This window comes from Clostridium budayi, assembly GCF_055396605.1.
Window position 1 is genome coordinate 2,065,594 of the sequence record NZ_AP042456.1, and the last position, 24,991, is coordinate 2,090,584.

The 24,991-nt window shown below is 26.4% G+C and carries 25 protein-coding genes; 9 read left to right on the plus strand and 16 right to left on the minus strand.

Annotated elements, in window-relative coordinates; translation table 11 throughout:
- Positions 1 to 11: 11 nt before the first annotated feature.
- Complete coding sequence (gene pfkB / locus ACZ5TJ_RS09950; protein ID WP_464199307.1) at positions 12 to 941, plus strand: 1-phosphofructokinase; 930 nt, start codon at positions 12 to 14, stop codon at positions 939 to 941.
- Between the two features lie 138 nt (positions 942 to 1,079).
- On the opposite strand, the gene ACZ5TJ_RS09955 is transcribed toward pfkB, so the two are convergent.
- Both ACZ5TJ_RS09955 and ACZ5TJ_RS09960 read right to left on the minus strand, forming a co-directional pair.
- Positions 1,080 to 1,544 (minus strand): hypothetical protein, encoded by a 465-nt coding sequence (locus ACZ5TJ_RS09955; RefSeq protein WP_464199309.1) that lies wholly within the window; start codon positions 1,542 to 1,544, stop codon positions 1,080 to 1,082.
- Between the two features lie 212 nt (positions 1,545 to 1,756).
- Entirely contained in the window at positions 1,757 to 2,683 is a 927-nt protein-coding gene (locus ACZ5TJ_RS09960; protein WP_464199311.1) for a WD40/YVTN/BNR-like repeat-containing protein, read from the minus strand.
- A gap of 402 nt (positions 2,684 to 3,085) precedes the next feature.
- Between ACZ5TJ_RS09960 and ACZ5TJ_RS09965 the strand changes: the two genes are divergently transcribed.
- The gene (locus ACZ5TJ_RS09965) at positions 3,086 to 4,108 is read left to right on the plus strand and encodes an IS6 family transposase (protein WP_464198879.1); all 1,023 of its coding nucleotides are present in this window, start codon (positions 3,086 to 3,088) and stop codon (positions 4,106 to 4,108) included.
- A gap of 250 nt (positions 4,109 to 4,358) precedes the next feature.
- Here ACZ5TJ_RS09965 and ACZ5TJ_RS09970 read toward each other — a convergent pair whose 3' ends face one another.
- The 6 genes from ACZ5TJ_RS09970 to ACZ5TJ_RS09995 all read right to left on the minus strand — a co-directional run bounded on the left by ACZ5TJ_RS09970 (position 4,359) and on the right by ACZ5TJ_RS09995 (position 11,922).
- The gene (locus ACZ5TJ_RS09970; protein ID WP_464199313.1) at positions 4,359 to 5,102 is read right to left on the minus strand and encodes an EFR1 family ferrodoxin; all 744 of its coding nucleotides are present in this window, start codon (positions 5,100 to 5,102) and stop codon (positions 4,359 to 4,361) included.
- Positions 5,099 to 5,479, minus strand: a complete 381-nt coding sequence (locus ACZ5TJ_RS09975) for an ArsR/SmtB family transcription factor (protein WP_464199315.1) — start codon at positions 5,477 to 5,479, stop codon at positions 5,099 to 5,101. Before ACZ5TJ_RS09975 ends, ACZ5TJ_RS09970 begins: the two co-directional genes overlap by 4 nt.
- Positions 5,480 to 5,671: 192 nt before the next feature.
- Positions 5,672 to 6,538 carry an HAD family hydrolase gene (locus ACZ5TJ_RS09980; RefSeq protein WP_464199317.1) on the minus strand — a complete coding sequence of 289 codons (867 nt, stop codon included), beginning with the start codon at positions 6,536 to 6,538 and terminating at the stop codon, positions 5,672 to 5,674.
- Positions 6,539 to 6,596: 58 nt separating this feature from the next.
- The gene (locus ACZ5TJ_RS09985; RefSeq protein ID WP_464199320.1) at positions 6,597 to 7,883 is read right to left on the minus strand and encodes an McrC family protein; all 1,287 of its coding nucleotides are present in this window, start codon (positions 7,881 to 7,883) and stop codon (positions 6,597 to 6,599) included.
- 15 nt (positions 7,884 to 7,898) lie between these two features.
- Entirely contained in the window at positions 7,899 to 10,538 is a 2,640-nt protein-coding gene (locus ACZ5TJ_RS09990) for an AAA family ATPase (protein ID WP_464199322.1), read from the minus strand.
- Positions 10,539 to 10,866: 328 nt separating this feature from the next.
- A complete protein-coding gene (locus ACZ5TJ_RS09995) occupies positions 10,867 to 11,922 on the minus strand; it encodes an ABC transporter substrate-binding protein (RefSeq protein WP_464199324.1) in 1,056 nt (351 codons plus the stop codon).
- 205 nt (positions 11,923 to 12,127) lie between these two features.
- Between ACZ5TJ_RS09995 and ACZ5TJ_RS10000 the strand changes: the two genes are divergently transcribed.
- Together ACZ5TJ_RS10000 and ACZ5TJ_RS10005 are read left to right on the plus strand one after the other, a co-directional pair.
- Positions 12,128 to 12,880 (plus strand): acyl-[acyl-carrier-protein] thioesterase, encoded by a 753-nt coding sequence (locus tag ACZ5TJ_RS10000; protein WP_464199326.1) that lies wholly within the window; start codon positions 12,128 to 12,130, stop codon positions 12,878 to 12,880.
- Between the two features lie 61 nt (positions 12,881 to 12,941).
- Positions 12,942 to 13,601 (plus strand): pirin family protein, encoded by a 660-nt coding sequence (locus ACZ5TJ_RS10005; RefSeq protein ID WP_464202313.1) that lies wholly within the window; start codon positions 12,942 to 12,944, stop codon positions 13,599 to 13,601.
- Positions 13,602 to 13,722: 121 nt separating this feature from the next.
- On the opposite strand, the gene ACZ5TJ_RS10010 is transcribed toward ACZ5TJ_RS10005, so the two are convergent.
- Positions 13,723 to 14,904 (minus strand): hypothetical protein, encoded by a 1,182-nt coding sequence (locus ACZ5TJ_RS10010; RefSeq protein ID WP_464199328.1) that lies wholly within the window; start codon positions 14,902 to 14,904, stop codon positions 13,723 to 13,725.
- Positions 14,905 to 15,227: 323 nt separating this feature from the next.
- Here ACZ5TJ_RS10010 and ACZ5TJ_RS10015 point away from each other — a divergent pair, with 323 nt between their 5' ends.
- On the plus strand, positions 15,228 to 15,932 hold the full coding sequence (locus tag ACZ5TJ_RS10015) for a DUF421 domain-containing protein (protein ID WP_464199330.1): 705 nt from the start codon (positions 15,228 to 15,230) through the stop codon (positions 15,930 to 15,932).
- A 55-nt stretch (positions 15,933 to 15,987) separates the two neighbouring features.
- Here ACZ5TJ_RS10015 and ACZ5TJ_RS10020 read toward each other — a convergent pair whose 3' ends face one another.
- A complete protein-coding gene (locus ACZ5TJ_RS10020; RefSeq protein WP_464199332.1) occupies positions 15,988 to 16,554 on the minus strand; it encodes a zeta toxin family protein in 567 nt (188 codons plus the stop codon).
- A 1-nt stretch (position 16,555) separates the two neighbouring features.
- A complete protein-coding gene (locus ACZ5TJ_RS10025) occupies positions 16,556 to 16,720 on the minus strand; it encodes a hypothetical protein (protein ID WP_464199334.1) in 165 nt (54 codons plus the stop codon).
- A gap of 253 nt (positions 16,721 to 16,973) precedes the next feature.
- Between ACZ5TJ_RS10025 and ACZ5TJ_RS10030 the strand changes: the two genes are divergently transcribed.
- Entirely contained in the window at positions 16,974 to 17,306 is a 333-nt protein-coding gene (locus ACZ5TJ_RS10030) for a DMT family transporter (protein ID WP_055207061.1), read from the plus strand.
- A gap of 2 nt (positions 17,307 to 17,308) precedes the next feature.
- On the plus strand, positions 17,309 to 17,620 hold the full coding sequence (locus tag ACZ5TJ_RS10035) for a DMT family transporter (protein WP_055207062.1): 312 nt from the start codon (positions 17,309 to 17,311) through the stop codon (positions 17,618 to 17,620).
- A 276-nt stretch (positions 17,621 to 17,896) separates the two neighbouring features.
- Here the strand turns inward: ACZ5TJ_RS10035 and ACZ5TJ_RS10040 are convergent, their stop codons facing one another.
- Positions 17,897 to 18,103 (minus strand): hypothetical protein, encoded by a 207-nt coding sequence (locus ACZ5TJ_RS10040; protein ID WP_464199338.1) that lies wholly within the window; start codon positions 18,101 to 18,103, stop codon positions 17,897 to 17,899.
- A 140-nt stretch (positions 18,104 to 18,243) separates the two neighbouring features.
- Positions 18,244 to 19,068 carry a VanW family protein gene (locus tag ACZ5TJ_RS10045; protein WP_464199340.1) on the minus strand — a complete coding sequence of 275 codons (825 nt, stop codon included), beginning with the start codon at positions 19,066 to 19,068 and terminating at the stop codon, positions 18,244 to 18,246.
- A gap of 433 nt (positions 19,069 to 19,501) precedes the next feature.
- Here ACZ5TJ_RS10045 and cplR point away from each other — a divergent pair, with 433 nt between their 5' ends.
- Positions 19,502 to 21,163 carry an ABC-F type ribosomal protection protein CplR gene (gene cplR / locus ACZ5TJ_RS10050; protein ID WP_464199342.1) on the plus strand — a complete coding sequence of 554 codons (1,662 nt, stop codon included), beginning with the start codon at positions 19,502 to 19,504 and terminating at the stop codon, positions 21,161 to 21,163.
- Between the two features lie 97 nt (positions 21,164 to 21,260).
- Here cplR and ACZ5TJ_RS10055 read toward each other — a convergent pair whose 3' ends face one another.
- The 3 genes from ACZ5TJ_RS10055 to ACZ5TJ_RS10065 are packed head-to-tail and all read right to left on the minus strand — an operon-like array spanning position 21,261 to position 22,789.
- On the minus strand, positions 21,261 to 21,653 hold the full coding sequence (locus ACZ5TJ_RS10055) for a hypothetical protein (protein WP_464199344.1): 393 nt from the start codon (positions 21,651 to 21,653) through the stop codon (positions 21,261 to 21,263).
- The gene (locus ACZ5TJ_RS10060; protein WP_464199346.1) at positions 21,577 to 22,041 is read right to left on the minus strand and encodes a hypothetical protein; all 465 of its coding nucleotides are present in this window, start codon (positions 22,039 to 22,041) and stop codon (positions 21,577 to 21,579) included. The genes ACZ5TJ_RS10055 and ACZ5TJ_RS10060 overlap by 77 nt, the downstream gene beginning before the upstream one ends.
- Positions 22,034 to 22,789 (minus strand): ABC transporter ATP-binding protein, encoded by a 756-nt coding sequence (locus ACZ5TJ_RS10065; protein ID WP_448874872.1) that lies wholly within the window; start codon positions 22,787 to 22,789, stop codon positions 22,034 to 22,036. Before ACZ5TJ_RS10065 ends, ACZ5TJ_RS10060 begins: the two co-directional genes overlap by 8 nt.
- 514 nt (positions 22,790 to 23,303) lie before the next feature.
- Between ACZ5TJ_RS10065 and ACZ5TJ_RS10070 the strand changes: the two genes are divergently transcribed.
- Complete coding sequence (locus ACZ5TJ_RS10070; protein WP_448874672.1) at positions 23,304 to 24,683, plus strand: DUF4317 domain-containing protein; 1,380 nt, start codon at positions 23,304 to 23,306, stop codon at positions 24,681 to 24,683.
- The last annotated feature ends 308 nt before the right edge of the window (positions 24,684 to 24,991 follow it).

A 24,991-nucleotide genomic window follows, 5' to 3' on the forward strand; every position in this document is an offset into this window, starting at 1 on the left:
AGGTGTATTATATGATATTAGTGTTAAATCTTAATGCATCAGTGGATAAAAAATATAAAATGAATGAACTTAGTAAAGGTCTTGTAATGAGAGCTAACTCTGTTCATAACACTCCTGGTGGCAAAGGAATCCACGTTGCAAATGTAATCAGTATTTTAAAAGAAGACTGTGTTGCCACAGGTTTCTTAGGTGGTAAAACTGGTGAATTTATAGAAGATAAACTTAAAGAATATAACATAAATCAAGACTTTGTTAAAATTCAAGGTGATACTAGAGAATGTTTAGCTATAATAACTGATGATCTAGTTCAAACTGAAATATTAGAGCCAGGCCCTACTGTAACTAATGAAGAACAAGAAGAATTTTTAAATAAATATAAAGTTCTAATAAAAGATTGTAATATAATTGTTGCTTCAGGAAGTGTTCCTAAAAATATACCAAAAGATTTTTATAAAACATTAATAGAAATAGCTAAAAATGAAAATAAAAAATTCCTTCTAGATACAAGCGGAGAATTACTCGAAAACGGGATTAAAGCAAAGCCATTCTTTATAAAACCTAATAAAGATGAAATAGAAGCTTTAACTGGAAGAAAAATTATAGATGCTAAAGATGCTATAAATGAAATAAAAGAATTCCATAAAAAAGGAATAGAACTTGTTGTTATATCTCTTGGAAAAGATGGATCTATAGCAGGTTTTAACGGAAAATTTTATAAAGTTACTGTTCCTAAAGTTAATGCAGTAAATCCAGTTGGATCTGGAGATTCTTATGTTGCTGGTATTGCTTTAGGACTTCAAAAAGACTTTTCTATAGAAGATGTTTTAAAATATGCTTCAGCTTGTGGTACTGCAAATGCTGTTGAAGAAGAAACTGGTTTTGTAAATAAAGAAGTTGTTGAAGAATTATTTAATAAAATCACTGTAGAAATAATAGAATAATAAAAATAAAGTGTTGCACTTCCCTACTGCAACACTTTATTTTTATAATTTATATAAATAATTTTTATTCATATTTACCTTTTCATTTGTTAATGATTTATATTCTTCCATTTATACTTTTATATTTTTACCAATATATTATTTACTATTATCCAAATTTCTTATTTTACCGTATGTGTGTTCAATTCTTGCAAGCTTATATACACATACAGGAACACTTAAGTATATATAATAAAGGATTGGTGTAAGCATTATCCAAAAACCTGTTACAATTGATAACACAATAATAAGTATGTCTAAAAAGAGATGAATACTAAATAAACATTTTTTTCTTATAATTCTAATTAACATTTTAATATATAAAAAAATATAAATTATAAGCAATGCTATCATAATCCAATATAAATTTGATCCTATTACACCTAATTCGCTAATTTCAAGAACCGAAGCTTCAGTTGGCATTCTAACCATAGTAGTGATAAATATAGATGCAAATACAGCAGTAAAAGGATATCTACATAAAGCTTCTCTTTTCAAACAAAGCCTTAATACAAATATTCTTAAACTTATAAATATACATGCTATTAATACATATAAACTCATCTTCCCTCCCCCAATCAACATAATTATACATATTTATGTGACTATTTTCCAATTTACTTCAATTGATATTATCCTAAGTGGACATCAACACCGTTCATTTATAAATAAAGTAAATGGAGTTATATGTGCTAAACTTCTTCCTAAAGTTCAAAATTATAATTATGATACATATGGTGGATTAACATATGAAATAGTTTAATATTCTATTTATTTTATTGATTTAAAGGAACTTCTTTTACATACTTCCATGTCTTACCTTCGTCTTTTGATTCATATAAGGCTTTACATACTCCATTATAGTCACCATTAGAACCTTGTCCAACTAATACCTTAAGTTCATTTCCTTCCCTGTAAGGCATTCCAGGTAATACAAATGGATTATATGTTTCTTTATCATTTAATTTTACTTTAACCTCTGGAAAACTCACCTCTTTATAGGAAGCTCCACCATCATCTGTTCTATATAATTCTCCATAACTTCCCCCACTATGTGATAAAGCTATAAATCCAAGTTTCTTATCTATAAATGTTATTCCAGTTGCTCCCCCTAGTCTTCCACCAAAAGGATCATTATTTATAATCTCCCATGTTTTACCGCCATCATTAGTTTCATATAACGCATAAGATCTGCTACCTAATGCAGCTCCAACTACTCCTAGAGCATATATATCCTTATCTGATAAATGGAATTCTTGTGCTTCTTTATTTTCTATTTGAGGAGCATTTTCTCCTTCATATTCATCTCTTTCATTAGCATCTTCTTTATATGTTTCTTCTCTGTCTTCTTGAGGATTTTTCACTTCAATATTATTTAAAGCTTTTCTCATTCTTAAATCTTCTAAAAACCATGCTAGTCTTCCATTATAATTTATTGCACTATTATATATTTTTACTCCATAAAATGATGTTATAGAAATTATAATTAATATTGATACCCAAGTCCATTTTATATTATAAAATGGACTATATTTTATATTATCTTTTAAAATATTTTTTATTGATTCTTTTTCTTCAGATGTCTTATTCATAATATTTAGAATAAGTATATCTTTATTTTTAAAACTTATAAAAACATACTTATTATTAATATCAAATGATTTCATATCATGAAATTTTACTTCTAGGTTTTTCTCCTGCACAATCTTTATCCCATCATTACTAAACTCATATATGTTTATAATTCCATAAGGTAAGTATTCTAATTCTCTCATATTTTTATATAATAAAAATATTAAGCACCCTAAAAAGAATAACATGCATAAAAATAATATAGCAATGTTATGATTTCTTCTTCCAAACTTACATAAAGTATACAATTCATAAAATCAAATTCCATATACAATTAAAAATATTGGAGATGTTACAATTAATATAAGTAACCTTTTCATTAAGGCCAGTCTGTATTTTTTCATTAAGCATCAGTACCCCCTTTTTATTTTATACGATCTGTTAAGTTATATGAACATTGATTCTCTCAACCTTAGGAAATACAATAAGTTTGCAAAGACTAAATTACCCCCTAGAAAAGGAGAGAGAAAACAATGAACAAAACAAATATTAGATGCCCTCGTTGTCACTCTAATAAACTATATAAATTTGGTTTTGACAAACAGGCTAATCAAAAATATCAATGTAAAAAATGTAAGCGCCAATTCATCGCTAGCGATGGTGATGGAGTTCCTAAAATGAAGTATCCTAAGTGTCCAAAGTGTGATAAAGGAACTTATTTACATCATTCTTACAAACACTATAATAGATATAAATGTAATAATAAAAAATGTAATCATATTATTGTGCAACATCATAATTTTAATATTGATTCACCATCTAGCGAAGCTATTACCGGGGCCCTTTCTATGAAAGGAATGCGATTCCCATTACAAATTATTATTACAGCACTAACATTATATTACTTGAACAATACATCAACTAGAGCTATATCTCAATTTCTTATGAACACCTTTAATATAAAAGTGTCTCATGTAACTATCGCTAACTGGAGCAATAAATTTGCTCCATACTTTAAACTCAAAGCAGATAACTTTAAACAACAAGTAGATTTGCAATCTGACGATTGGCACGCTGATGAGACTGTTGTTTTTATTAACGGAGTAAAACATTATTTATGGTTAGTTATAGACTCTGAAACGCGATTTATAATATCTTTTCATTTAAGTAGATATAGAAATGAAAGCTCTGCTTTTTCTCTGATCAATGAAGCTAAAAAATATGGTTCACCCTCTAACCTAATTACAGATAGATGGCCAGCTTATAACGAAGCGATAGCTACGCTATTACCGGAAACAAAACATGTACCAGTTAAGCCAATGTCTAGTGATATAAATAATAATCTTATAGAATCTTTTAATAAGACTTTTAAAGCTTGGTATAAGTCCAAAAAAGGATTTAACTCATTTGAAAAAGCTAATAATCTTATTTTTATGTTTATATTTCACTATAATTTTATAAGAATTCATGGGTCGTTAAATAACCTTACTCCCGCTGAAGTCGCTGGCTTCTCTAGTGATAATTTATCTAGGCAATCTTGGTTTATAGCTGCTTAATTTATTAAGAATATCTTTGATTAACCTGCTTGAAAAATTATATTTTGCAGGTTTATTTGCCATGCGCAAATATAGTCAAACTTATATAATTTTCAAAGAACGAGAAAATCTATGATTTATTAAGCTATTTTTTCATAACAACTTAACAGATTCATTTTATATATTTAAATTATACAACAAATTTACAATTATTATCATCTAAATAGCTGAAGTACTGATTGCCTATTTATAAGATCTTAATATTGATCTTTTACTTTAGATAATATCTATTTCTTCCTTTTGTTTTATTTTTATATTCAATAGCTTGTACAGGGCATCCACAAATACACGCCATACAATGAGTGCAATTTGATCCCCACTTTGGTCTTCCATCCACTATATTAATATTATTTAATGGACATAATTTAGCACATTTCCCGCAACTTATACACTTATCAGTAGAATAAAATCCTTTAGCCTTTACAAATGCTGAATAAAATAAAGAGTTTACTAAACCACTTTTTAAGCTACCTCCTAATTTACTCTTCTCTTCTTCTAATTCTTTGCCATCCTTTATACATTTTGCTATATAAGAAATTTTTTCAGTTGCGCCTTCTATGATTTTATTTGCCTTTTCTTCATCTGGCGTATCATACATAACAATATAATTATCTGGCATAATTACACTTGCAAATCCTTTTAAAGTAAAACCTTTTTCAATACAAAGTTTCTTTATATACTTAACTGCTTCTCCCGTTTCCCCACCACAAGTAAGGATAAAGTAAACTTCTTTTGTATTTTTAAAATTAGCTTCTCTAATAAACTCGCTAACTACTCTTGGTATTCTCCATGCATAGGTAGGACATACAAAAACAAATGGCTTTTCAGATTCAATTATACCTTTATTGTTGCTTTTTAAAATTTCATTTATTGATATAACATTATCATTTGTAACTTTGCTAATTTTTTCAGCTACGTAACGGCTATTTCCTGTTCCACTAAAATATAAAATCATAATAAATTCTCTCCCTTTATACATTTTTCATTCTCTTTATCTGAAACATCTTTAATTATCTCAGTAACGTGTTTTAAAAGATCAAAAAGTTTTAAAAACTGCGAATCACTAGTATTCATAAAATAGTAATTCTTAGTTCCTTCTCGCCTCATACTAACAATTTTAGCTTCTTTTAATATTTGTAAATGGTGTGAAACTGCTGGCCTTGATAAGTGAGTTCTTTTTGTAATTTCTCCAACACGAATTCCACTACAATCACTTTCAAGTAAGGCTATAATAATTTGCTGCCTAGTTTCATCTCCAATTGCAGTAAATGCCTTCTGACATTCTTTAAACTCTTTTGTTAATTGAAGCATATGCTCTTTACAGTCCTTCATCCAAACCTTTTCCTCCTCAAGGTAATCGTTCAATTTTTTAAACCATTATATCATAAAATTCCAAGAAAATTTCAATGGTAAAGAAAATCGAGACCATATACTTTTTTCTCTTTTTAAGATCTTATAAATAAAAAAAGAAGAAGATAAATTATTCTTCTCCTTTTAATAACTTCTATTTTTACTTCTAAACTTTTAAATTAATTCAAAATGTTTCATTGCATAATAGAAACCATCATTATCAACATCTTTTGTTACATAATCGCATAATTTTTTAACCTCATCTGGTGCATTCCCCATTGAGATACTTGTATTTGCATATTGAAGCATTTCAATATCATTATAATCATCACCTATTGCATATACGTCTTCTTTATTTACATCAAAATAATCTAAAATAACTTCCATACCTGATTTTTTTGAAATTTCCTTTTCGCATATTTCTCCACCACCGAAAAGTTTACTTAAAGATAACGAAACACATTTATATTTATCTCCTAAATCCTCTACAATTTTACTATATGTACTAGGGCATTTCTTTCCATCATACAAAATATCAGCTTCATAATAATGAAATTTATTAATATCTACTTGCATTGCATCTTCAATTTCCTTTGTTCTTTTAGATATCATCTCTAAAGCTTTAGTGGCTTTATTATATTCCTCATCTGAAACAGTTCCTTTTTCAGGCATTTTAAATAATCTAAGATATTTTTCCTTATCTCCTTTTTTAATATAAATAAAATCATTAGCCTCCATATTATAAATGATATTATGTTTATCAAAATAATCTAATAATTCCTTTTGATGTTCTTTTCTAATAGGCTTTGTATAAACAATTTCATTATTTACTATAACTGTGGCACCAGCTGAACAAATCATATTTTCAAAATTCATCTCTTTTAATATTCCATCTATAGCTGGAATTGCTCTTCCTGTACTTAATACTAAAACATGTCCATTTTCTCTTAGCCTTTTAAATGCTTCTATTGTTAATTTGGAAATTTTATTTCCTTTTATAATTGTTCCATCTGCATCAAAAAATATAATTTTTTTCTTCATACTTCTCTTCTCCCTGTTATACCTTTTATCTAAAAATAATTAACCTACTGCTAATATCTTAACGTAGATCTATACCACATACATCATTAATAATCATTTTAAGATTTTTTATTGTTGTACTCTCATTCTCCAAATTTACTGTATAAACTCTAATCTTTTTTTCTCTATTATTATCTAACATCCATGATTCATGACATTTATTCAAATTATCATCTATATAACTATTGTAAGGATATAATAATATTACAGTTTTCACATCTGTATATCTAGTTAGATATGCATACATTTGATAAAGATCCTCTCTCTTAACTCCATGTCTATTATGTTCACTAGAGATTCTCTTCCACTTTGTATCAATTATTATACTTTCCTTACCATTTACCTCAATAACTATATCTGGCCTTAACTGAAATATACCTTTATTACTATTTTCACTAATTAATAATTTATATTTAGAATGTTGTGAATGTACAACTAAATTTTCTAAGTTTACTTTCAATATCTTAGCAATATACTTTTCAAATAATTCATCCATTCTAAACAATATAGAAAATGATTTATCCTTACCTTTCTCCCCTATAGAAGAATATCCACAAAGTAAAATTTTAGCTAATATAAATACATCTTCAAATCTACTATTTAATCTAGTAAATTTATAATTATATATATCTACATTACTAACTTCTTTTTCTGTAACATCAGTAAAATAAGCTTGTATATGCTTTAATATCTTAATAGTTTCTAGATTTCGTATTTCTCTTAAGAGCTTTTTTATACAGTAAGCTAAAATTTGGTTTAATCTATTATCTATAGAAAACTTCTCATATCTACAAAAGACCTTTGGAGTTGCTGTTGTAATGTTTCTAATATGTTCTTTAACCATAATACTACCCTTTAATATCCCTGTATTTTCTTCAGCATAAACATACTCCTGATATGGACCTTTAATTAATTCATTTTTAAGTTTATTAGCGAAAAGATAAGATAAAATTTCATTTAAATTCATTTTATATAAGTAAAGCTGATTAATTTCTGAATAATTAACTTTAATTAATCCACATCTTACAATCATATTTATAAGTGCTTTTCTGCTCTCTTTAGAACTATTATTATTAATATTAATTTTAGGAAGTATTTCTATTGCAACAGTTGATAACTTAATATATCCTACATAATTTATAAATGTAACTTTATTTCTTTCCCATATTATATTATCCCTATCTAGATTATTATTTTTTATATAGTTATTAAGTTCATCAGCCTCAATTTCACTTATAGATTTATCATCTATAATATTATTTATATTTAAACTTTCAAAACACTCTTGAATAGTTATATGTCTCATATTGCTACCCCTATGTTATTCATTAATACCTTCATAAATATTTAAAAATGCTTGTTTACTTGGATTATCTACTACAGAATATCTATATTGTTCTTGGTAATTATATATTATATTCGTGTTAAACAAACTATTAGCATTAATCTTCTTTTTACTAATAAAATAATCATTATTGTTGCTTCCAGCTCCACCTAATATAAGCTCAATTTTCTCCCAATCACCATAGAAATACTCTTGCAAAAGAGGTATTACTTTATTTTTCATAATTGAAACTAAATCATCAAAACTTAAGTTATCTTTTATAAAATAAGCATGTCCTATTGAATGGTCTCTATCAAATAAATACTCAATTCTTTTGTTTATAATATCTAATAATTTTCTAACATTTATTCCCCCTACATTTTCTTTTAGCTTACTTACATCTGGCATATATTCAATAAATTTAAATCTTCTTCTTAATGCAGTATCTATTAAAGCTATTGATCTATCAGCTGTATTCATTGTTCCTATAATATATAAATTATTTGGCACTCCAAACTTTTCATTAGAATATGGTAATGTTACTTTAAGCTCATTATCTTCACCTAATCTCTTATCATCTTCTATTAAAGTTATTAACTCTCCAAAAATCTTTGATATATTTCCTCTATTTATTTCATCTATTATAAGTACATAATTCTTTATATTTTCTTTTTCAATAGATGGTGAAATTAACTCCCTTATTCTTACTAAATTTAAGTCTTCAGCTCTAAATCTATATATAGAACCTTGTGAAAAATTCTTTGTTTTTAATACATCTGTCTTATCTAAGAAATCTTCCTTGTATAGCCATTCTACTTTTCTAAGTTGCTTATATTCAATTGGTACATCTTCATTAAATTCATAATTACCAATAATCCTGCCTATTGCTCTGGCTTTATATAATCCATATCCTATAATAACTATGTCATCCTTTTTCACATTATTTACAAAATAATTTACAGCTGATACTGAACCTTCACTTGCTCCAATATATTTATTTTTTATGTCGCTATAAGTTTTACAATCAGAAAAATTTATATTTCCTCCCCATCCAAGTGCAACGCAATTATTATCAATACAATAGTTAAAAATGGTATCATCATTATCATTCTTATTGCCTAATGACATTTTATAAAAATTAATTTTATTTTCATCAAAATCATATTTAGGTAAATCACTTTGAATTTTTCTAGATGCTCTTTCACAAATTTGCTTGAAAATACCATCTCTTGGTACAAAACCACTTCCCTCTTCATCACTTCTTAATCCTTCAACAAAATCTTCATAACCGTATGATTGATGGAATGTACAAAAAGCTATTCTTCCTTCTTCTAAAAGTTTATTAAATTCTGAAACAATCTCATTTCGCTTTAAATCATCATTTTCATTAATAAGTTTGCTATACTTCTCTCTATCAATTATTTCTAAAGCTTTATTTATAACATTGTAAGTCTTACCTGTTCCTGGTGGCCCATATAAAATTTGATTTTTACTTTCTAAGCCTATATCTTTTTTATTATTGCTCATTGTTACTTCACCAACCTCATCATTTCCTACTGCTATTTCATAATACCTTATAAGTTCATTAATAGTATTATCGAAGAACGCTTTAATATCTTCTGCACTCATTGAATTTATCTCTTCATAATTTAATGTTCTGCCTATCTGTAGTTTCTTTTCTCTTCTACTCTTAACATCTTCTATCCACTTTTTAATTTCTTCATTACTTAATGTAGCTAACTCTGAATTCTCATTTCTTGGACCAAAATACTCAAAATTAGTATTATTCACATCCAACTTGTCTAAATATCTAAAATGTCTAATATAATCATTTTCATCACTCTTATTGTCTCTAATTTCAAGAGATACTCTAAATCTAAGTCTTTGTTCCATTTCTGCAACAACAGAAATACTGGTAGACAGACCCTTCTTATCTTTTCTTTTTAACTCCATCCATAGATAATGTCTTACCTTTGTATTAGTTCCATCAAGCCAAATAGATGCATTTCCATCATAAAATAATCCATTTTTTTTATAGAAATCTCCAATTGTTTTAAACTTTTTAATACAATTCTGAGCATTCTCTCTTAGTTTTAAACACCTATTCTTTTCTGTTTCATCTTCTATCTTCTCTGGCTTAGTATATTTCTCATAAGCATGCTTATTTAGAAAATCTAATATCTCTATGTAATCTTGTTTATTTAATTCTTTCTCCTTGATATTTGATTTAATTATTTCAGTATACTCATTATCTATAAATTTAAATAACATATCCATAGTTTTTTTACCATAGCTTGTTTCTACAATTGCTTCCTCATTTATATTATTAGGTTTTTCCTTATTACCATTTATTTCACCATTATATACGAGTCTTACAAAGGAATCATCATCCCTTTTGATAAAATAGTTATATGTTGATTTGTCGTTCTGTGCGTTATAATGGTAAGAAACTCTTGCATTTTCTATTTCTTTATTTTTAGCATATAATTTATTTCCTCTTTTTATCACTTCTACTTGCTTAAAATAAAGATCATCCTCATTTACTTTTCTAGACTTACTAATACTCATATACTTTTCATATGTCATCACTGCAGCAGCAACCCATATTGATTCATCAACCTTTTCAAATTTATACATCTTCCCCTCCATAGTTCTAAATAAATTAAATTTTTAAATTTATGATATATTATTATTTAATTTAAATTAATATTTAGAGTTTTATCTACTATACTAACTCTTTAGTTTAATTTTTTATTTTCTAATAAAAAACTCCTTATTCAGTTAATTGATACTTTATATAATAATTTTACCATATACTTCATAGCATATTTTCAATTTTTAATTGGAATAAAAAAAACATAATCTATACATATATGTTTCTCTTTTATATTAATATTTTATTTTAATTTAAAATAAAAAAATAATGAAAGACTAGTAAAAGACTTTCATTATTTCTTTAATTATTTTATTTATTTGACTTTATAGTTATCCATGCTTCATCATATAATCTTTTAACATCTGACGGGAAATCAACATAGATTTCACATCTATCCATTATTTCTTTAGGCATATAGGCATTTGGATTATTTCTAACCTCTTCTGGTTGTTCTAATCTTGCCTCTTTGTTTGGAGTAGTATATCCTATTTCATCAGCTATTCTTAAAGCACTTTCTTTATCGCTTACAAAGTTTATAAACTTTTCAGCCCCTTCAACATTTTCAGCATTTTTAGGTATACATAAGCTATCAATCCAGAAATTTGCTCCTTCTTTAGGTACTACATAAACTAAATTAGGATTTTCTTCTTGAAGATTTAACCCTTCTCCAGACCAAATCATATTTATATCTGACTCTCCTGCTGGTATCATTGTAGTTCCATTATCAACGCCATATATTGGATGTACCATTTCTCTTTGTTTTATTAATAATTCTTTAGCTTCTTCTATCTCTTTTTTATTAGTTGAATTTAAAGAATATCCAAGCTTCTTTAAAGCTGCTCCCATTGTATCTCTATAAGTATCAAACATAAAAATTCTATCTTTGTATTTTTCATTCCATAGTATATCCCAACTATCTACTTTCTCTTTTACAACATCCTTATTATAAATAAGTCCTATTGTTCCAAACATATAAGGAACTGAATACTTATTGCCTGGATCTATTTTTAAATTTAAATAAGCTTCATCCATTTGAGATATATTAGGTATTTTATCTTTATTTAGTTCTTTAAGAAGATCTTTTTCAATCATTCTTGGCATTAAAGCATCAGATACTAAAATAACATCATACTTTATTCCCCCACTGCTAACCTTTTGATACATTGTTTCCATATCGTCAAAAGTTTCAATATTAACTTTTATACCATATTGCTTTTCAAATTCTTTTACAGTCTCTTTATCTATATTTTCTCCATAGTTTAAAAAGTTTATTTCTTCTGAAGACTTTTTACTACACCCTATAGCTAATCCCCCCACAATTGCAATACAAATTGATAAACTCAATAATTTAAATAATTTTTTCATATTAAAATTCCCTCCATATATTATAGAGTTATTCTAATACGACAATCTATAAACGGTCAATCTAAATTTTATAACAGAATAGAAATTACTATAATTTGTTTATTTCTTAGTGATTATTTATGAAATTATGTCCTTTATTGAATATATTTTGTTATTATGTTAATTTACTTATAAACAATTAATTATATTAAGGGAGGAAATATACGTGAGTAATATTTTTGAAAAAGAATACAAAATAAATATTTTCGATGTTGATTCCGAGCACAAATGTAAATTTTCATCTTTAGTAGACTACTTATGGGACGTAGTTATTTCTCAGTCTGATTATTTAGGCGAAACTAAGGAAGGTTTCGTTCATAATCAATGTATTTGGGTGCTTTTAAAGTATGATATAACTATATATGAATATCCTAAATTTAAAGATACAATAACTGTAGATACTAAAGTACTAGGTACAAAAAAGTTTTATGGTTATAGACAAAATACTATAAAAAATTCTGAAGGTAAAATTATAGGTGAAGTTGTTTCAACAGCTATATTAATAGACTTTGAAAAAAGACGTCCTATGAAAATATCACCTGACCAAAGTGAAATATATGGACTTAAGGGAGAATTAGATGAAGTACCTCCTTTAGATAATATCCCTAAAATTGAAAAAGAGGACTATGTAAAAGACTATCCTATTAGATATAGTGATATAGACTCTAATGGCCATGTAAATAATGTAAGGTATATGGAAATGGCTATGGATACTTTGCCAAGATCAATTTTAAATGAATATAAATTGTTTAACATTAAAGTACTATTTAAAAAGGAAACTACCGATGGAGATACATTACATATTTCATCTGATATAATTAATGATGATACTAATGAGATTACTACTGTTCATAGTATTACAAGTGAAAATACTGGAAAGCTTCTTACAAAATTACAATTTGTATGGAAGAAAAAATAAGATAGCCTAATTTTAGTCTATCTTATTTTTTTTATAAGTCTATTTATTTGAAACAGTTACTATAGCATACGCTGGAAAAGTTGAACATCATGATAATAAAGGTAATCATGGAGTAATAGGACCTGGAGATGTACAATGGATGACTGCTGGATCTGGAGTTCTTCATAAAGAATATCATGAAGAAAACTTCTCAAAAAATGGTGGTATCCTTCATATGATTCAACTTTGGGTTAATTTACCTAAGAAAGATAAAATGACTCACCCTAAATATCAATCAATCTCAAAAGATGATATGGGTATTTATAAATTGAATAATGATTATGGAGAAATAAAAATAATAGCTGGAGAAGTTAACGGTGTAAAAGGCCCAGCTAGTACTTTTTCTAAAATAAATTTATATAATGTTGATTTAAAGAATTTTGGAAAAACAGTTCTATCAGAACCAAGTAATTTTAATACTGGTATTTTAGTTATAGGCGGTAAGATAAAAATTAATGATGAAAAGACTTTTGAAGAAAATGATTTTATATTATTTGACAATGTAGAAGGGAAAATAAGTGTAGAATCAATAACTGAAACATCATTATTTATAGTTTTAAGTGGTGAACCTTTAAACGAACCTGTAGCTTCTGATGGTCCATTTGTAATGAACACAAACGAAGAATTACTTCAAGCATATGATGATTTTGAAAGTGGAAAATTTGGAACTTTTAATTTTTAATATAAGATTTTAAATATATTTTTTAGATTTAAAATAAAGGGAAAAAGTCGTAAGGCTTTTTCCCTTTAATACATTATTAGAATAAATATATTTTATATGATTATTAATTCTTAAAATATATTTACTTTTCATTCTTTATATCAACTATTTTTTGTCCTTGCTTTAGTAATTCACTATAATTATTTTCTTCTTCTATCTTTTTCATAACATTATCTGATACATCTTTATCTGAAATGTTAAAGTATTTCTTTAATATTTCATACTGAGTTTCTCCATTTTTATTTGGACTATCTTCTATGTCACCTTTCCAATCAATATTTAATTTATCCATTATTAATCCTAGAGCTGCCCCAGTTTCATACTTTATTGGTCTTTCTAAATATACTGGTGTCTCCCCTATACCATTTGATATGCAATTAAATGCATGAGTGAAGGTAACATGATAAGGCTTTTCTTTATTTGCAAGAACAGTTAATTTTCCACCTGTTAACTTACTATATCTATATTCCATATATCTTGAGGTTCCTTCTATTGCTTCTGTATTAGTTTCTTTAATTAATTGTGGCCATTTCTCATATCTATAAGTACGTACAATAGTCCACTCTTTTAAATACTTCTTAACTTCTTCTGTATTTTTTTCTTCCATACATTTATCTAGAAGCTTAAATTCTAAACCCATTAAAGCATAATTTTCTTTATTTACTGGATAATTTTCTATATATTCTCCGTCATTTTTGTCATATGTCCAATCCTTTTGATTATATGTATGAAATGATTCATGTATTAAAAATGAAGAAAAATCAAAATATAAATCTGGATTTTCTATCATTTTAGGATTGTATTTAAAATAAAAAGTATTCTCCTTATCAATATCTACAGTTCCAAAATTTGAAGGTAACCAAGTAGATATCATATTTATATCAAACTTGCTTAATCTATAAACTGTTGGTAAATTTAAAGAACTCGGTATATCCATTTTCTCTGCAAAAAGACTATTCTCAATTCCTTTTACGTTAATTGCATATGCGTATTTTCTTATAATTCCTTTATCCTTGTTTGTTCTTATTAAGATTAATGGCATTTTGTTTAGTTTATCTTTATCGCCCCATAATTGATCACTATTTTTATCAAACTGTTTGTATATTTGTGATAGCTCTTCAAACATTTCTTTATCTACAGAATCAAAACTTTCATAGCTAGTTTTATAAGTCTTATTTAATATAATATCAATTACTACCATTCCAACTAATAAAACTATAATACTCAAAATTATTATAAATAATTTATTTTTTGTTTTTTTCACTATTACATTCTCCTCTTTTGTTTTTTTTACATATTAGAAAATTATTTTAATTAAACTTATCATAACTTTTTGTTACGTTAATCAAAGCTATTGTAATATTGATACTTTAAAATACCCATAAAAATTTCTTAAGAAATCTTAAATATTAATTATGTCTATAAAGAACTTATACCACGAAGAAAATATAAATTTCAAGTATATATGAAATTATTTATTTTATTAAAGTAAATAACTTTTAGTTAATTTGGTTATTTAATTTTTTTATTAATTACTGGTTAAAATAGAATAAGTATTAAATATTTTAAATAAAGGAGACATCTTATATGGACTTTTTATATGGTCAGGAAATGCTTACTAACATTGACTGGATACTTCGTGCTATTATTGCTTTTTTCTTTTTGCTGACTATTGGAAAATTCTTAGGCCAACGTGCTCTCTCTCAATTAAGACTCCTTGATTTTGTTATTGTTATAGTAATTGGTAATATTATTGCCCATCCCTTATCTGATGAACGACTCGGACTAGAGGGATCTGTTACTACAACACTTGTATTATTCTTTTTATATATTGTAGGAGTATTTAGCACTCTTAAGTTTCCGTTTCTTAGAAGGCTTATTGACAATCCACCAATTACAGTTATTCAAAATGGTGAGATTCTTTATAAAGGATTAAAAAAGTCAAGAATGTCAATCGATGTATTGTTAGAAGAATTACGTACAGAAAAAGTAGATGACATAAAAAAAGTTGCATTAGCAACTTGGGAACCTAATGGTAAAATTTCAGTCTTTTTACAACCTAAGTATGAACCTATTACGCCTTCATCTTTGAATATAGAAACAAAACCATTTAATTTTTCAAAGACAATTATTAAGGAAGGAAAATTTAATTTAAAGGAATTGAAAGCTCTTAATAAAGATAAATACTGGGTTGAGTCTAAATTAAAAAGTGTATATCAAACTAACGTCCAAAACGTATTGTTTGCTACTCTTGACAATGAAGATAATCTTAAAGTTTTTCTATATAAATAGTATATTGATACTTAAACATATAAATATAGCTAGTAAAACTTAATCCTTTTACTAGCTACTTCTTTAATATATTATCTGTCCACTTAGGAATATTTTTATCTTTCCATACTATTTTACCCTGTTTTAAATATATGATTTCTCTTAACATTTCTGTATTATCATATACATTTATTTCATCACATATTTTAATTACATCATTTAAATTATTTAGTGAATCATAATATCTTCTTTCTATATCCTTATCAGGTATTCCATGTCCACCTTTACTTACTCTAATTTTAACCCTATCTTTAGCAACTTCAGGATTTTCTACTCCTATATAATTCATAACTATATAAAAACCTTTTTCTTTTGCAAACTTTATATTCCTGATTATACTTTTACCAGATAATGTTGTTTCTTGGTTAAAAGATGTACCTTCTAAAATATATTGCTTTATTAACTTAACAGCTTCTCTTGCACATTTCATTTGAAGATTATTATCTTTCCAAGACCCAATTCTAGCTACCATTTCATCAGTATTTATCCTTTTCTCATTTTTATTTTCATTATAATAAATGGATTTATAAATTGAAGTTTTACCAGCTCCATTAACACCTGCAAAAATTGTATAAGTTGCCATATTACTTACCTATAATCTTAGCCTGTTCTTTTTGCAATACTAAATTAGATAAAGTCATATAAAAATCTTGTTCTTCTTTTGTTTTAGCCTTTTTAAATAATTCTTTCAATTGACTATATGAGTAATTTATAAAAATATCATATAAATTAATATCTTTATTTTCCATATATAATACCTCCTTCAAGAAAATTATTTATATAAATATTATATACCAAATTCAATAAATCATAAACCTAACACCTTTTTACCTGATGAATTGTATTTATATCCTACAAATTGTTCAATTTGCAAATTTGACATCTATTTTTTCACATGCTAAAATGGCATTGTTTATCGGAGGGTTATAAAAGACCGGATAAGATAGTTATCTTATCCGGTCTTTTTTAGTCTTATACTATATTTAAAATTGGAGGAATAATATGAATAAAGCTTGGATTTATGTTATTATAGGTGGATTTTTAGAAGTTTTCTGGGCTCTTTGTTTAAAGAAATCTAATGGTTTTACAAACTTAGGATATACTGCAATAACAATTGTTTTAGTTCTAATAAGCTTCTATCTATTTTCTAAAGGAATGACTCTATTACCTTCTGGAATAGCCTATACAGTTTTTACTGGTATTGGAGCAATTGGTACAATTGTTTTTGGAATTTTAATTTTAGGTGAGAGTATTAGCTTTCAAAAGATTATTTTTAGCTGTTTACTAATAATCGGGATTATTGGTTTAAAAATAAATTCGAAAGAAGAGGTGTAACAATGGATTGGTTATTTTTAATTTGTTCTGGCTTATGTGAGGTGCTTCTAGTTTATTGCATAAAAAAGTCAGCTGGATTTACACGTAAACTTTGGTCCTTAATTGTTATTTTAGTTGCAGCTAGCAGCTTAACTCTTTTATCAATGGCTATGAGGACAACTGAAGCTGGAACTGCTTATAGTATTTGGGTTGCAATTGGTTCAGTAGGATCACTTTTATTAGGTGCTTTCTTATTTAATGAACATCTATCTAAAAAGCAAATTTTTTATTTAATCTTAATTATAATTTCAGTAATTGGATTAAAGATATTCTAAAATAAACACTAATCAAAAACTAGTAATATAACTTTTAGAATATATACTTACATATTTTTACTGATAAAATATAATCTATCATAACATAACACCAATTATCTAATAAACCTAGATAATTGGTGTTATTTATCTATAAGAATATTCTTATTTTATTATATATAATTCATTTTCTTAAAAGCATATATTAAAAATTTCTCTGCTAAGCTTTCACTTCAGATATGCTTTTTTCCGTAACCATTTTATAATGAGGTTCTTATCTTTATTCTTATATATTTACTACTTTTGAAGCTGCCTATTTAGAAGAAATATATTTTCTATTTCAATTCCATTCTCATCATAATATCTCACTTGTGCTCCTGTTATATATCCTAATCTGTCCCTATCAAGTACACTCCCTTGAATCTTTAATAATGCTTCTTCATTCATGGGTAAATCTACTTCTTTTGTTTCATTATCTCTTTCACATACTATTTTTACTTTCATGTTTATCACTCTCCTTTACAAGTTTAGTATGCCTAAATATATTTAAGGTATGAAAACTAAATCATATCTAATCTTCATACCTTAAAAATTTATAATAAATTATTATTCTATACTATTTATAATGTTAGCTATAATCATAACTATACATACTCTTCTACTTTGAATTCTTCAGGAACATACTTTACTAAAGCACAGTTTTTTGTAACAAGCTCAGTATCTAAAATCTTACCACCTTCAAACTTAGCTATCTTATTTCTCCAAATTTCATTTTGTCTATAATATTTATCTTCAACTTTTGTAAACTTGTGATTCTTTTCAAATACATGATATCCAAAGTCAAGCTCTTCGCTTACCCTAAGCTCTCCTTCTAAACATTTCTCACTCATCCAAAGATTTATTTGAAATGTATGATTTGTATTATTTTTCACTTGAAAATCTCCATAATTATAAAATATAGTAGCACCACTACCAAATGGAAGAACTCTACCATTATCAGGAAATGGATCAAAACCATGATGATGTCTTTCTGTTACAGTAAGAGGACTATGTATTACAAGCCAATTTAAAAGATTTGCAATTTGGCACAAACCTCCTCCAACTCCTGGTCTCGCTTCACCAAAGCAAAGCTCCATACCTTCAAGATATCCTTTTCTTTTTGTTGGAAGTCCAACTAATTTACAAAATGAAAAAACCTCTCCTGGTCTAATTATTATCCCATTTATATTTTTTATAGCAATTTTTAAGTTCTCAACCTTATTAAGCTGTAGCTGCATATCGCTATCCCCTAATTTTCTAATTAAAACTGATTGATGCTTTTTAACTCTATATGGTAGTTTATTAAAGTCTCTAACCTTTGCAAACTTAATAGAACTAAAATACCACTGCTTGTATCTAAGTATACGTCTGTACCATACTGCTAAAAAGTAAAATACAGGCCCCCTTTGACTTAATAACTTCTTTTGCATTTTAATACCCCATTTCATATTATATATTTACCCTAAATAATATTTTATCATTTCATTAAATGAAATGGTGTATTTTTACTTTACATTAATTTTTTTGTAATATTTTTATACTTATCTTAAATTAAATAAATATTTTATTTAATTTATTTTTTGTATATGCTATAATGTAGTGAGTTTAAGAAAGAACGAGGTAGTTTCACCAATGAGAATGTAATTTACACTTTGATTTTTATTAGTATAACAATATAAAAAGATACATTAATAATGAACCACTTTTTTAATAAAAGTATCTTTCTATTCCTATTTATTAGGATTATTTGTTGTACTTAAAATTTGAGGGAGTAAATTCTTTCTATAGACTACTATAGCGTTTTTATAGAATTTTTATAGAATTAGTATATACTCTCTCCTGAAGTTTAGGAGGGATTTTTTTATGACATTAATTAAATTAGATAAAGTAAAAAAATATTATGGAGATAGATTAATTTTAGATATAGATAATTTAGAAATCAATGCAGGAGATAGAATTGGTATAGTTGGAGAAAATGGAGCTGGAAAAACAACTCTTATTAAAGTTATACTAGGCAACACAGAAATCGACGAAGGTAATGTATTTCTTGATTGCAACTACTCCTATATTGGTCAAACAGAAGAATATCATGGTGATTGCACGGACGGAAAAATTAAGAGTTTATTAGAAGCACCAGATAAATATAATGACTTTTTGTCTGGTGGAGAAAAAGTAAAAATCAATATTACCAAAGTACTTAGCTCAAATAGTAATTTGCTTATAGCTGATGAACCAACTTCAAATCTTGATGCAAAAACTATTAAAACTATTGAGAAGCTTATAAGTGAGTATAAAGGTGGCCTGTTACTAGTTTCTCATGATAGAGATTTCTTAAATAACCTCTGCAATACTATCTTAGAAGTAAGTCACGGAAAGGTTAAATTATATAAAGGTAATTACTCAAAATATATTGAATTAAAGAATGAAGAAGAATCTTTTAATAAAAAAGAATACGAAGAATATATAAATGAGAAGAAAAGATTAGAAAAAGCAATAATAGGTAAAGAAACTCAAAGGGATTCTATTAGAAGAACACCTAAGAGAATGGGAAATTCAGAAGCAAGACTCTTTAAAATGGGTGATCAAAAATCTAAAAAACACTTAGATGGAAATATTAAAGCCTTAAAAAGTAGAATAAAACATCTAGATGTTAAAGAAAAGCCAGTTGAAAGCAAGGATATTATAATTAGAATTGTTAAAGGTAGTGAAATGCCATCAAAAACAGTTATAGAAGTTAGGGATTTTAATTTATATGTTGCAAATAAGCTACTAGCTGAAAATATAAATTTAAAGATAAAGAATAGAAAAAAAGCTGCTTTAATTGGTGAGAATGGCTGCGGTAAAACAAGTTTAGTAAGAGAAATTATTAAAAATACTTCTGATAATATTAAATTATCTAATCATATTTCTATTGGTTACTTTGATCAAAATCAAGAGATATTAAATAAAGATAAAACAATCTTAGAAAATATAAAAGAATCCAGTTCTTTAGATGAGTCACTTATTAGAATAAATTTGAGTAACTTTGGCTTTGCTGGAGATGATGTTTTTAAAACAGTATCTGTTTTAAGTAGCGGTGAAAAAGTTAAAGTTGCACTTTGTAAAATCATTTTAAGTGATAATAATACTTTGATTCTAGATGAACCTACTAACTTTTTAGATATAAAATCCATAGTAGCTTTAGAAAACGCACTAAAAAATACAGAAAAAACATTGCTTATAATTTCACATGATAGACATTTCATTTCAAATGTTTGTGATTATATTATAGAAATGAAGGATAATACAATAACTTGTTTTTCTGGAACATATGACGAATTTATTCAATATAAAGAAAACTTTAATTTAAGAAAAAGTTTAAAAAATGATGAGCGTGAAAGAAAAGAAAAACTTTTTATTTTAGAAACTAAACTTTCTAAATTGATATCTGAAATATCATTTGAAACCAATTCAGAAACTAAGGCAAATCTTGATTTACAATATCAAGAGACTCTACAAGAAATAAAAAAATTAAGATCTAATTAATATAAGCATTTGTATTATTAATTAGATTAAAAAGATGATTTCTATTTTTAGAAATCATCTTTTTTACTTAATAATAACTTAAATTTTAATTATATTCTTATAAAGGTAAATCTCTTTTTGAGAAAATATATATTCCTGCCCCATATAAAACTAAAACTAATATTGGTACTATCACACTCTCTCCAGCAATAATATCTGACGTATTAAATAATGTGAAAAGAGTAAAATACTTTAGGTTTTCAAGCTTATCCCCCATATTAGCTAAAGCTTGTAATAAATAAAATAATACTGGCACTCCTGCTCCAATTGTAAAATAAAGCTTAGTGTCATTACTTATGCACGATGCAAAGAAACATATACCACTTACTGCAACCTGAAGAAAATATAAAACTACATTTATAATAATAAAAGTTTTAACATCTAAGTCTCCACCGTGAAGAGTATTGCAGAAAAATATTATTAATGATGATGTATATAAGTAAAGCTGCACTAGCTATCCACATAAATACAGCCTGAGTTAAAGCAATCTTAGCTCTCTTATTTGGTGTAGCTAATAAATATACCATATACCCTCTGTCTACATATGATGCTATTAGCTTATTTCCAAGTATTATAATACAAATTATTGGGAACATAAGAATTATTAGTCCATATAAATAATTTGCTATATATTCAGTAAGATTAGCTCCTACTGAATCCATACCAAAAGCTTTCATAAGCTCTGGCATACTTTTGGCCATCTCTTCAAAAGCATTAGTCGTTTTAGGGTCATACATATAAATAATACTTACAGAATATAAAGTTAATATTGCAAAAAATAAAAGTATAATTTTATAATTCGATTTTATATCCTTCTTAAATAATGTTAAACTAATCATTACTTTCACCTCCATAAAAATGCATAAATAACTCCTCTAAACTTTGAGTTTTTACATCAAGGCTTGTTACTGAATATTTACTTAATGCTTTTATTAAAGGATTTATATCACCTTTTAATGATACAGTTACAACATTACCTATAACTTCTTTTATTTTTAAATTCTCCCTAGAAAATTCCTTGGCCATTTCATCATTTAAGAATGTAATTACATAAGATTTATGTTTTGAATTAGATAGTGTCTTCATATCCTCTACAGCAACAACATGTCCATCTTTAATAATAGCTGTTCTATCACATGTCTTCTCTATTTCATCAAAAATATGTGAAGACATAAATATTGTTTTTCCTTTTTCTTTTTCTGATAAAATAAGATCTACAAATTTATTTTGCATAAGTGGGTCTAATCCACTCGTTGGTTCGTCTAAAATCAATATATCAGGATTACCCATAAAAGCACATACTATTCCTATTTTTTGTTTCATCCCCTTAGACATCTTCTTAACCTTACCCTTTGGATCTAATTCAAATATTTCAATTAACTCTTCAGCTCTATTAAAATCCTTTAACCCCTTCATATCAGCTATAAAATGAATAAATTCAATTCCTGTCATATCATCCATAAAAGCAATCTCTCCTGGAAGATATCCTAATCTCTCCTGAATTTTATTACTTTCCTTATTGCAGTCTATACCATTTATTAAACACTTGCCTTTATTCGGAGAAATGAAATCCATTAAGTGTCTTATAGTCGTAGTTTTTCCTGCACCATTAGGTCCTAAAAATCCAGAAACCTCTCCCTTTTTTTACAGCTAGATTAACATCAAAAATACCTTTATTATTTCCGTAATCCTTTGTAAGATCTTTAATCTCAATTATATTCACCTTAAATACTCCTCCTTATAACTATTTCTTCTAAAGAAATCTAACATCTTAATATATCCCTCTTCAAGATCATTTAAATCTAAAGGTTGATTTTTAACTTTTCCTTGTTTCTTAAAAAAGTTATTATCTCTAAACTACTGGACAGTTAATACAATTGTATTACCATTGACCATTTTTGGGAACACCTATAAATAAAGAATCCTAATATTTAAGGAAAATATATTTTCTATCTAATTGTATTGTTTAAATATCATATTTGATTTAAGTTCACATAATAAAATCTTTAATTAACATAAAAAAAATACTATACTTAATAATGACGATAAATAAATTAATTAATACCTATAAATATAAAATATTAGATTGAGGGGTTTATATATGAGAAAAAAAGATATACTTGAGTTAAAAAAGCGTTTAAAAAAAGATTATTGCACCTTCAGTAAAATGTGTGGTTGCTATGTTAATGGAGAGAAAAATATTATTTTAAAATTTAGAGAAACTTTTCTAAATTTAGAAGAAGATGAATACTTTAAATACTTAGAAATTGCAAAAAAAGTCTTATCAGGAACTATAGGAAACAATATTTTAGAACTTAATTTTCCACTTAACGAAGATCTTATAAATGAAAAACAAATTTCACTTATGCAACTTAAAAACAGTCAACTAAATGACGATACTCTTCTTGATGATTTTTATAAATCTATTATAGATAACTATGATTATACAGGTAACTTTTTAATACTTATTTTTAATGACTCTTATGATGTCCTTACAAAAACTAAAGATAATCAAAATTTAGATGAGTCTGAAGAAGTATACGAATATGTTTTATGTGCAATATGTCCTGTAGAGCTTTCAGAACCTGGACTTAGATATTTTGAAGAAGAAAATAGTATAAAAGCACGTATTAGAGATTGGATAGTTAAACCACCAATTAATGGTTTTGTATTCCCTGCATTTATTGATCGTAGTTCAGACGTCAACTCTGTTATGTATTACACAAAAAATGCAAAAGATACACATTCTGAATTAATGGAAAATGTTTTAGGTTGTTATTCAAAACAGACTGCTACTATACAAAAAGAAGCATTTAAGTCAATTATTAAAGATTCTTTTGGAGCTGATGAAAAGAAAGCTGATAAAGTTTTTATGGACGTGCAAGAAAATTTAAATAATATGATAGAAGAATACAATGAAATGTATGATGATACAGACTCAGAACCAATAACTTTAAAGGATAAAGATATTCAAAGCCTTTTAATAGAAAGTGGAGTTCCAGAAGAGCTTACTACTAAAATTGAAAAATCTTATAAAGAAAACTTTGGTGATGATATTCCTTTAGCGGAAAATTTAATTGACTCAAAGGTTCTTAAGGAAAATGAGCAAAGAAAAAAAGAAGAACACCTTAAGAAACAAGTAGAGATACTTCAAACTAGACTTGAAGAAGTTAAACAAGAAGTTGCTGCAGGTAATAAAACTGAAGATCCAAGTTCTACAGAAGTTAGTGATACTAATGAAGTTTTAGGAGAAACTTCTGAATCTAATGCAGAGGAAACTTTAGAAACTGATTTAGAAGAAAATAAAGATACAAACTCAGAAGACAATAAAGCTAATAATGACTATGATGTTATACTTCAAGTAAAACCTGAAAAAATACCTCAAATAAAATCTGAAGTAATTGATGGGCAAAAATGCATAGTTATTCCTATTAATGAGGATGAGCAAACTAAAGTTAATGGACTAGATGATTTAATTTAGTTTATAAATTAATAAAAATAGCAAACCTAAAAATAAGGTTTGCTATTTTCTTTACTTTTTTCTTAATAAAGTTAATGCTGCTACACTTCTCTTATTTTTCCAATATATTCTTCCCTAGAAAGAGAACATCTCTAATATTTCTACCTTTGATTTTGCATTCAACAAATCATTTCTAAAATCTTCATGTATTAATCTTCTTGAAAGGTTTGCTAATGCTTTTAGGTGTAACATAAGTAGTTGATATTTTAGATTCCACCGAAAATAGTGGATAGTTCATTAACTTTTTCTTTACAAAAAAAGATATTTTA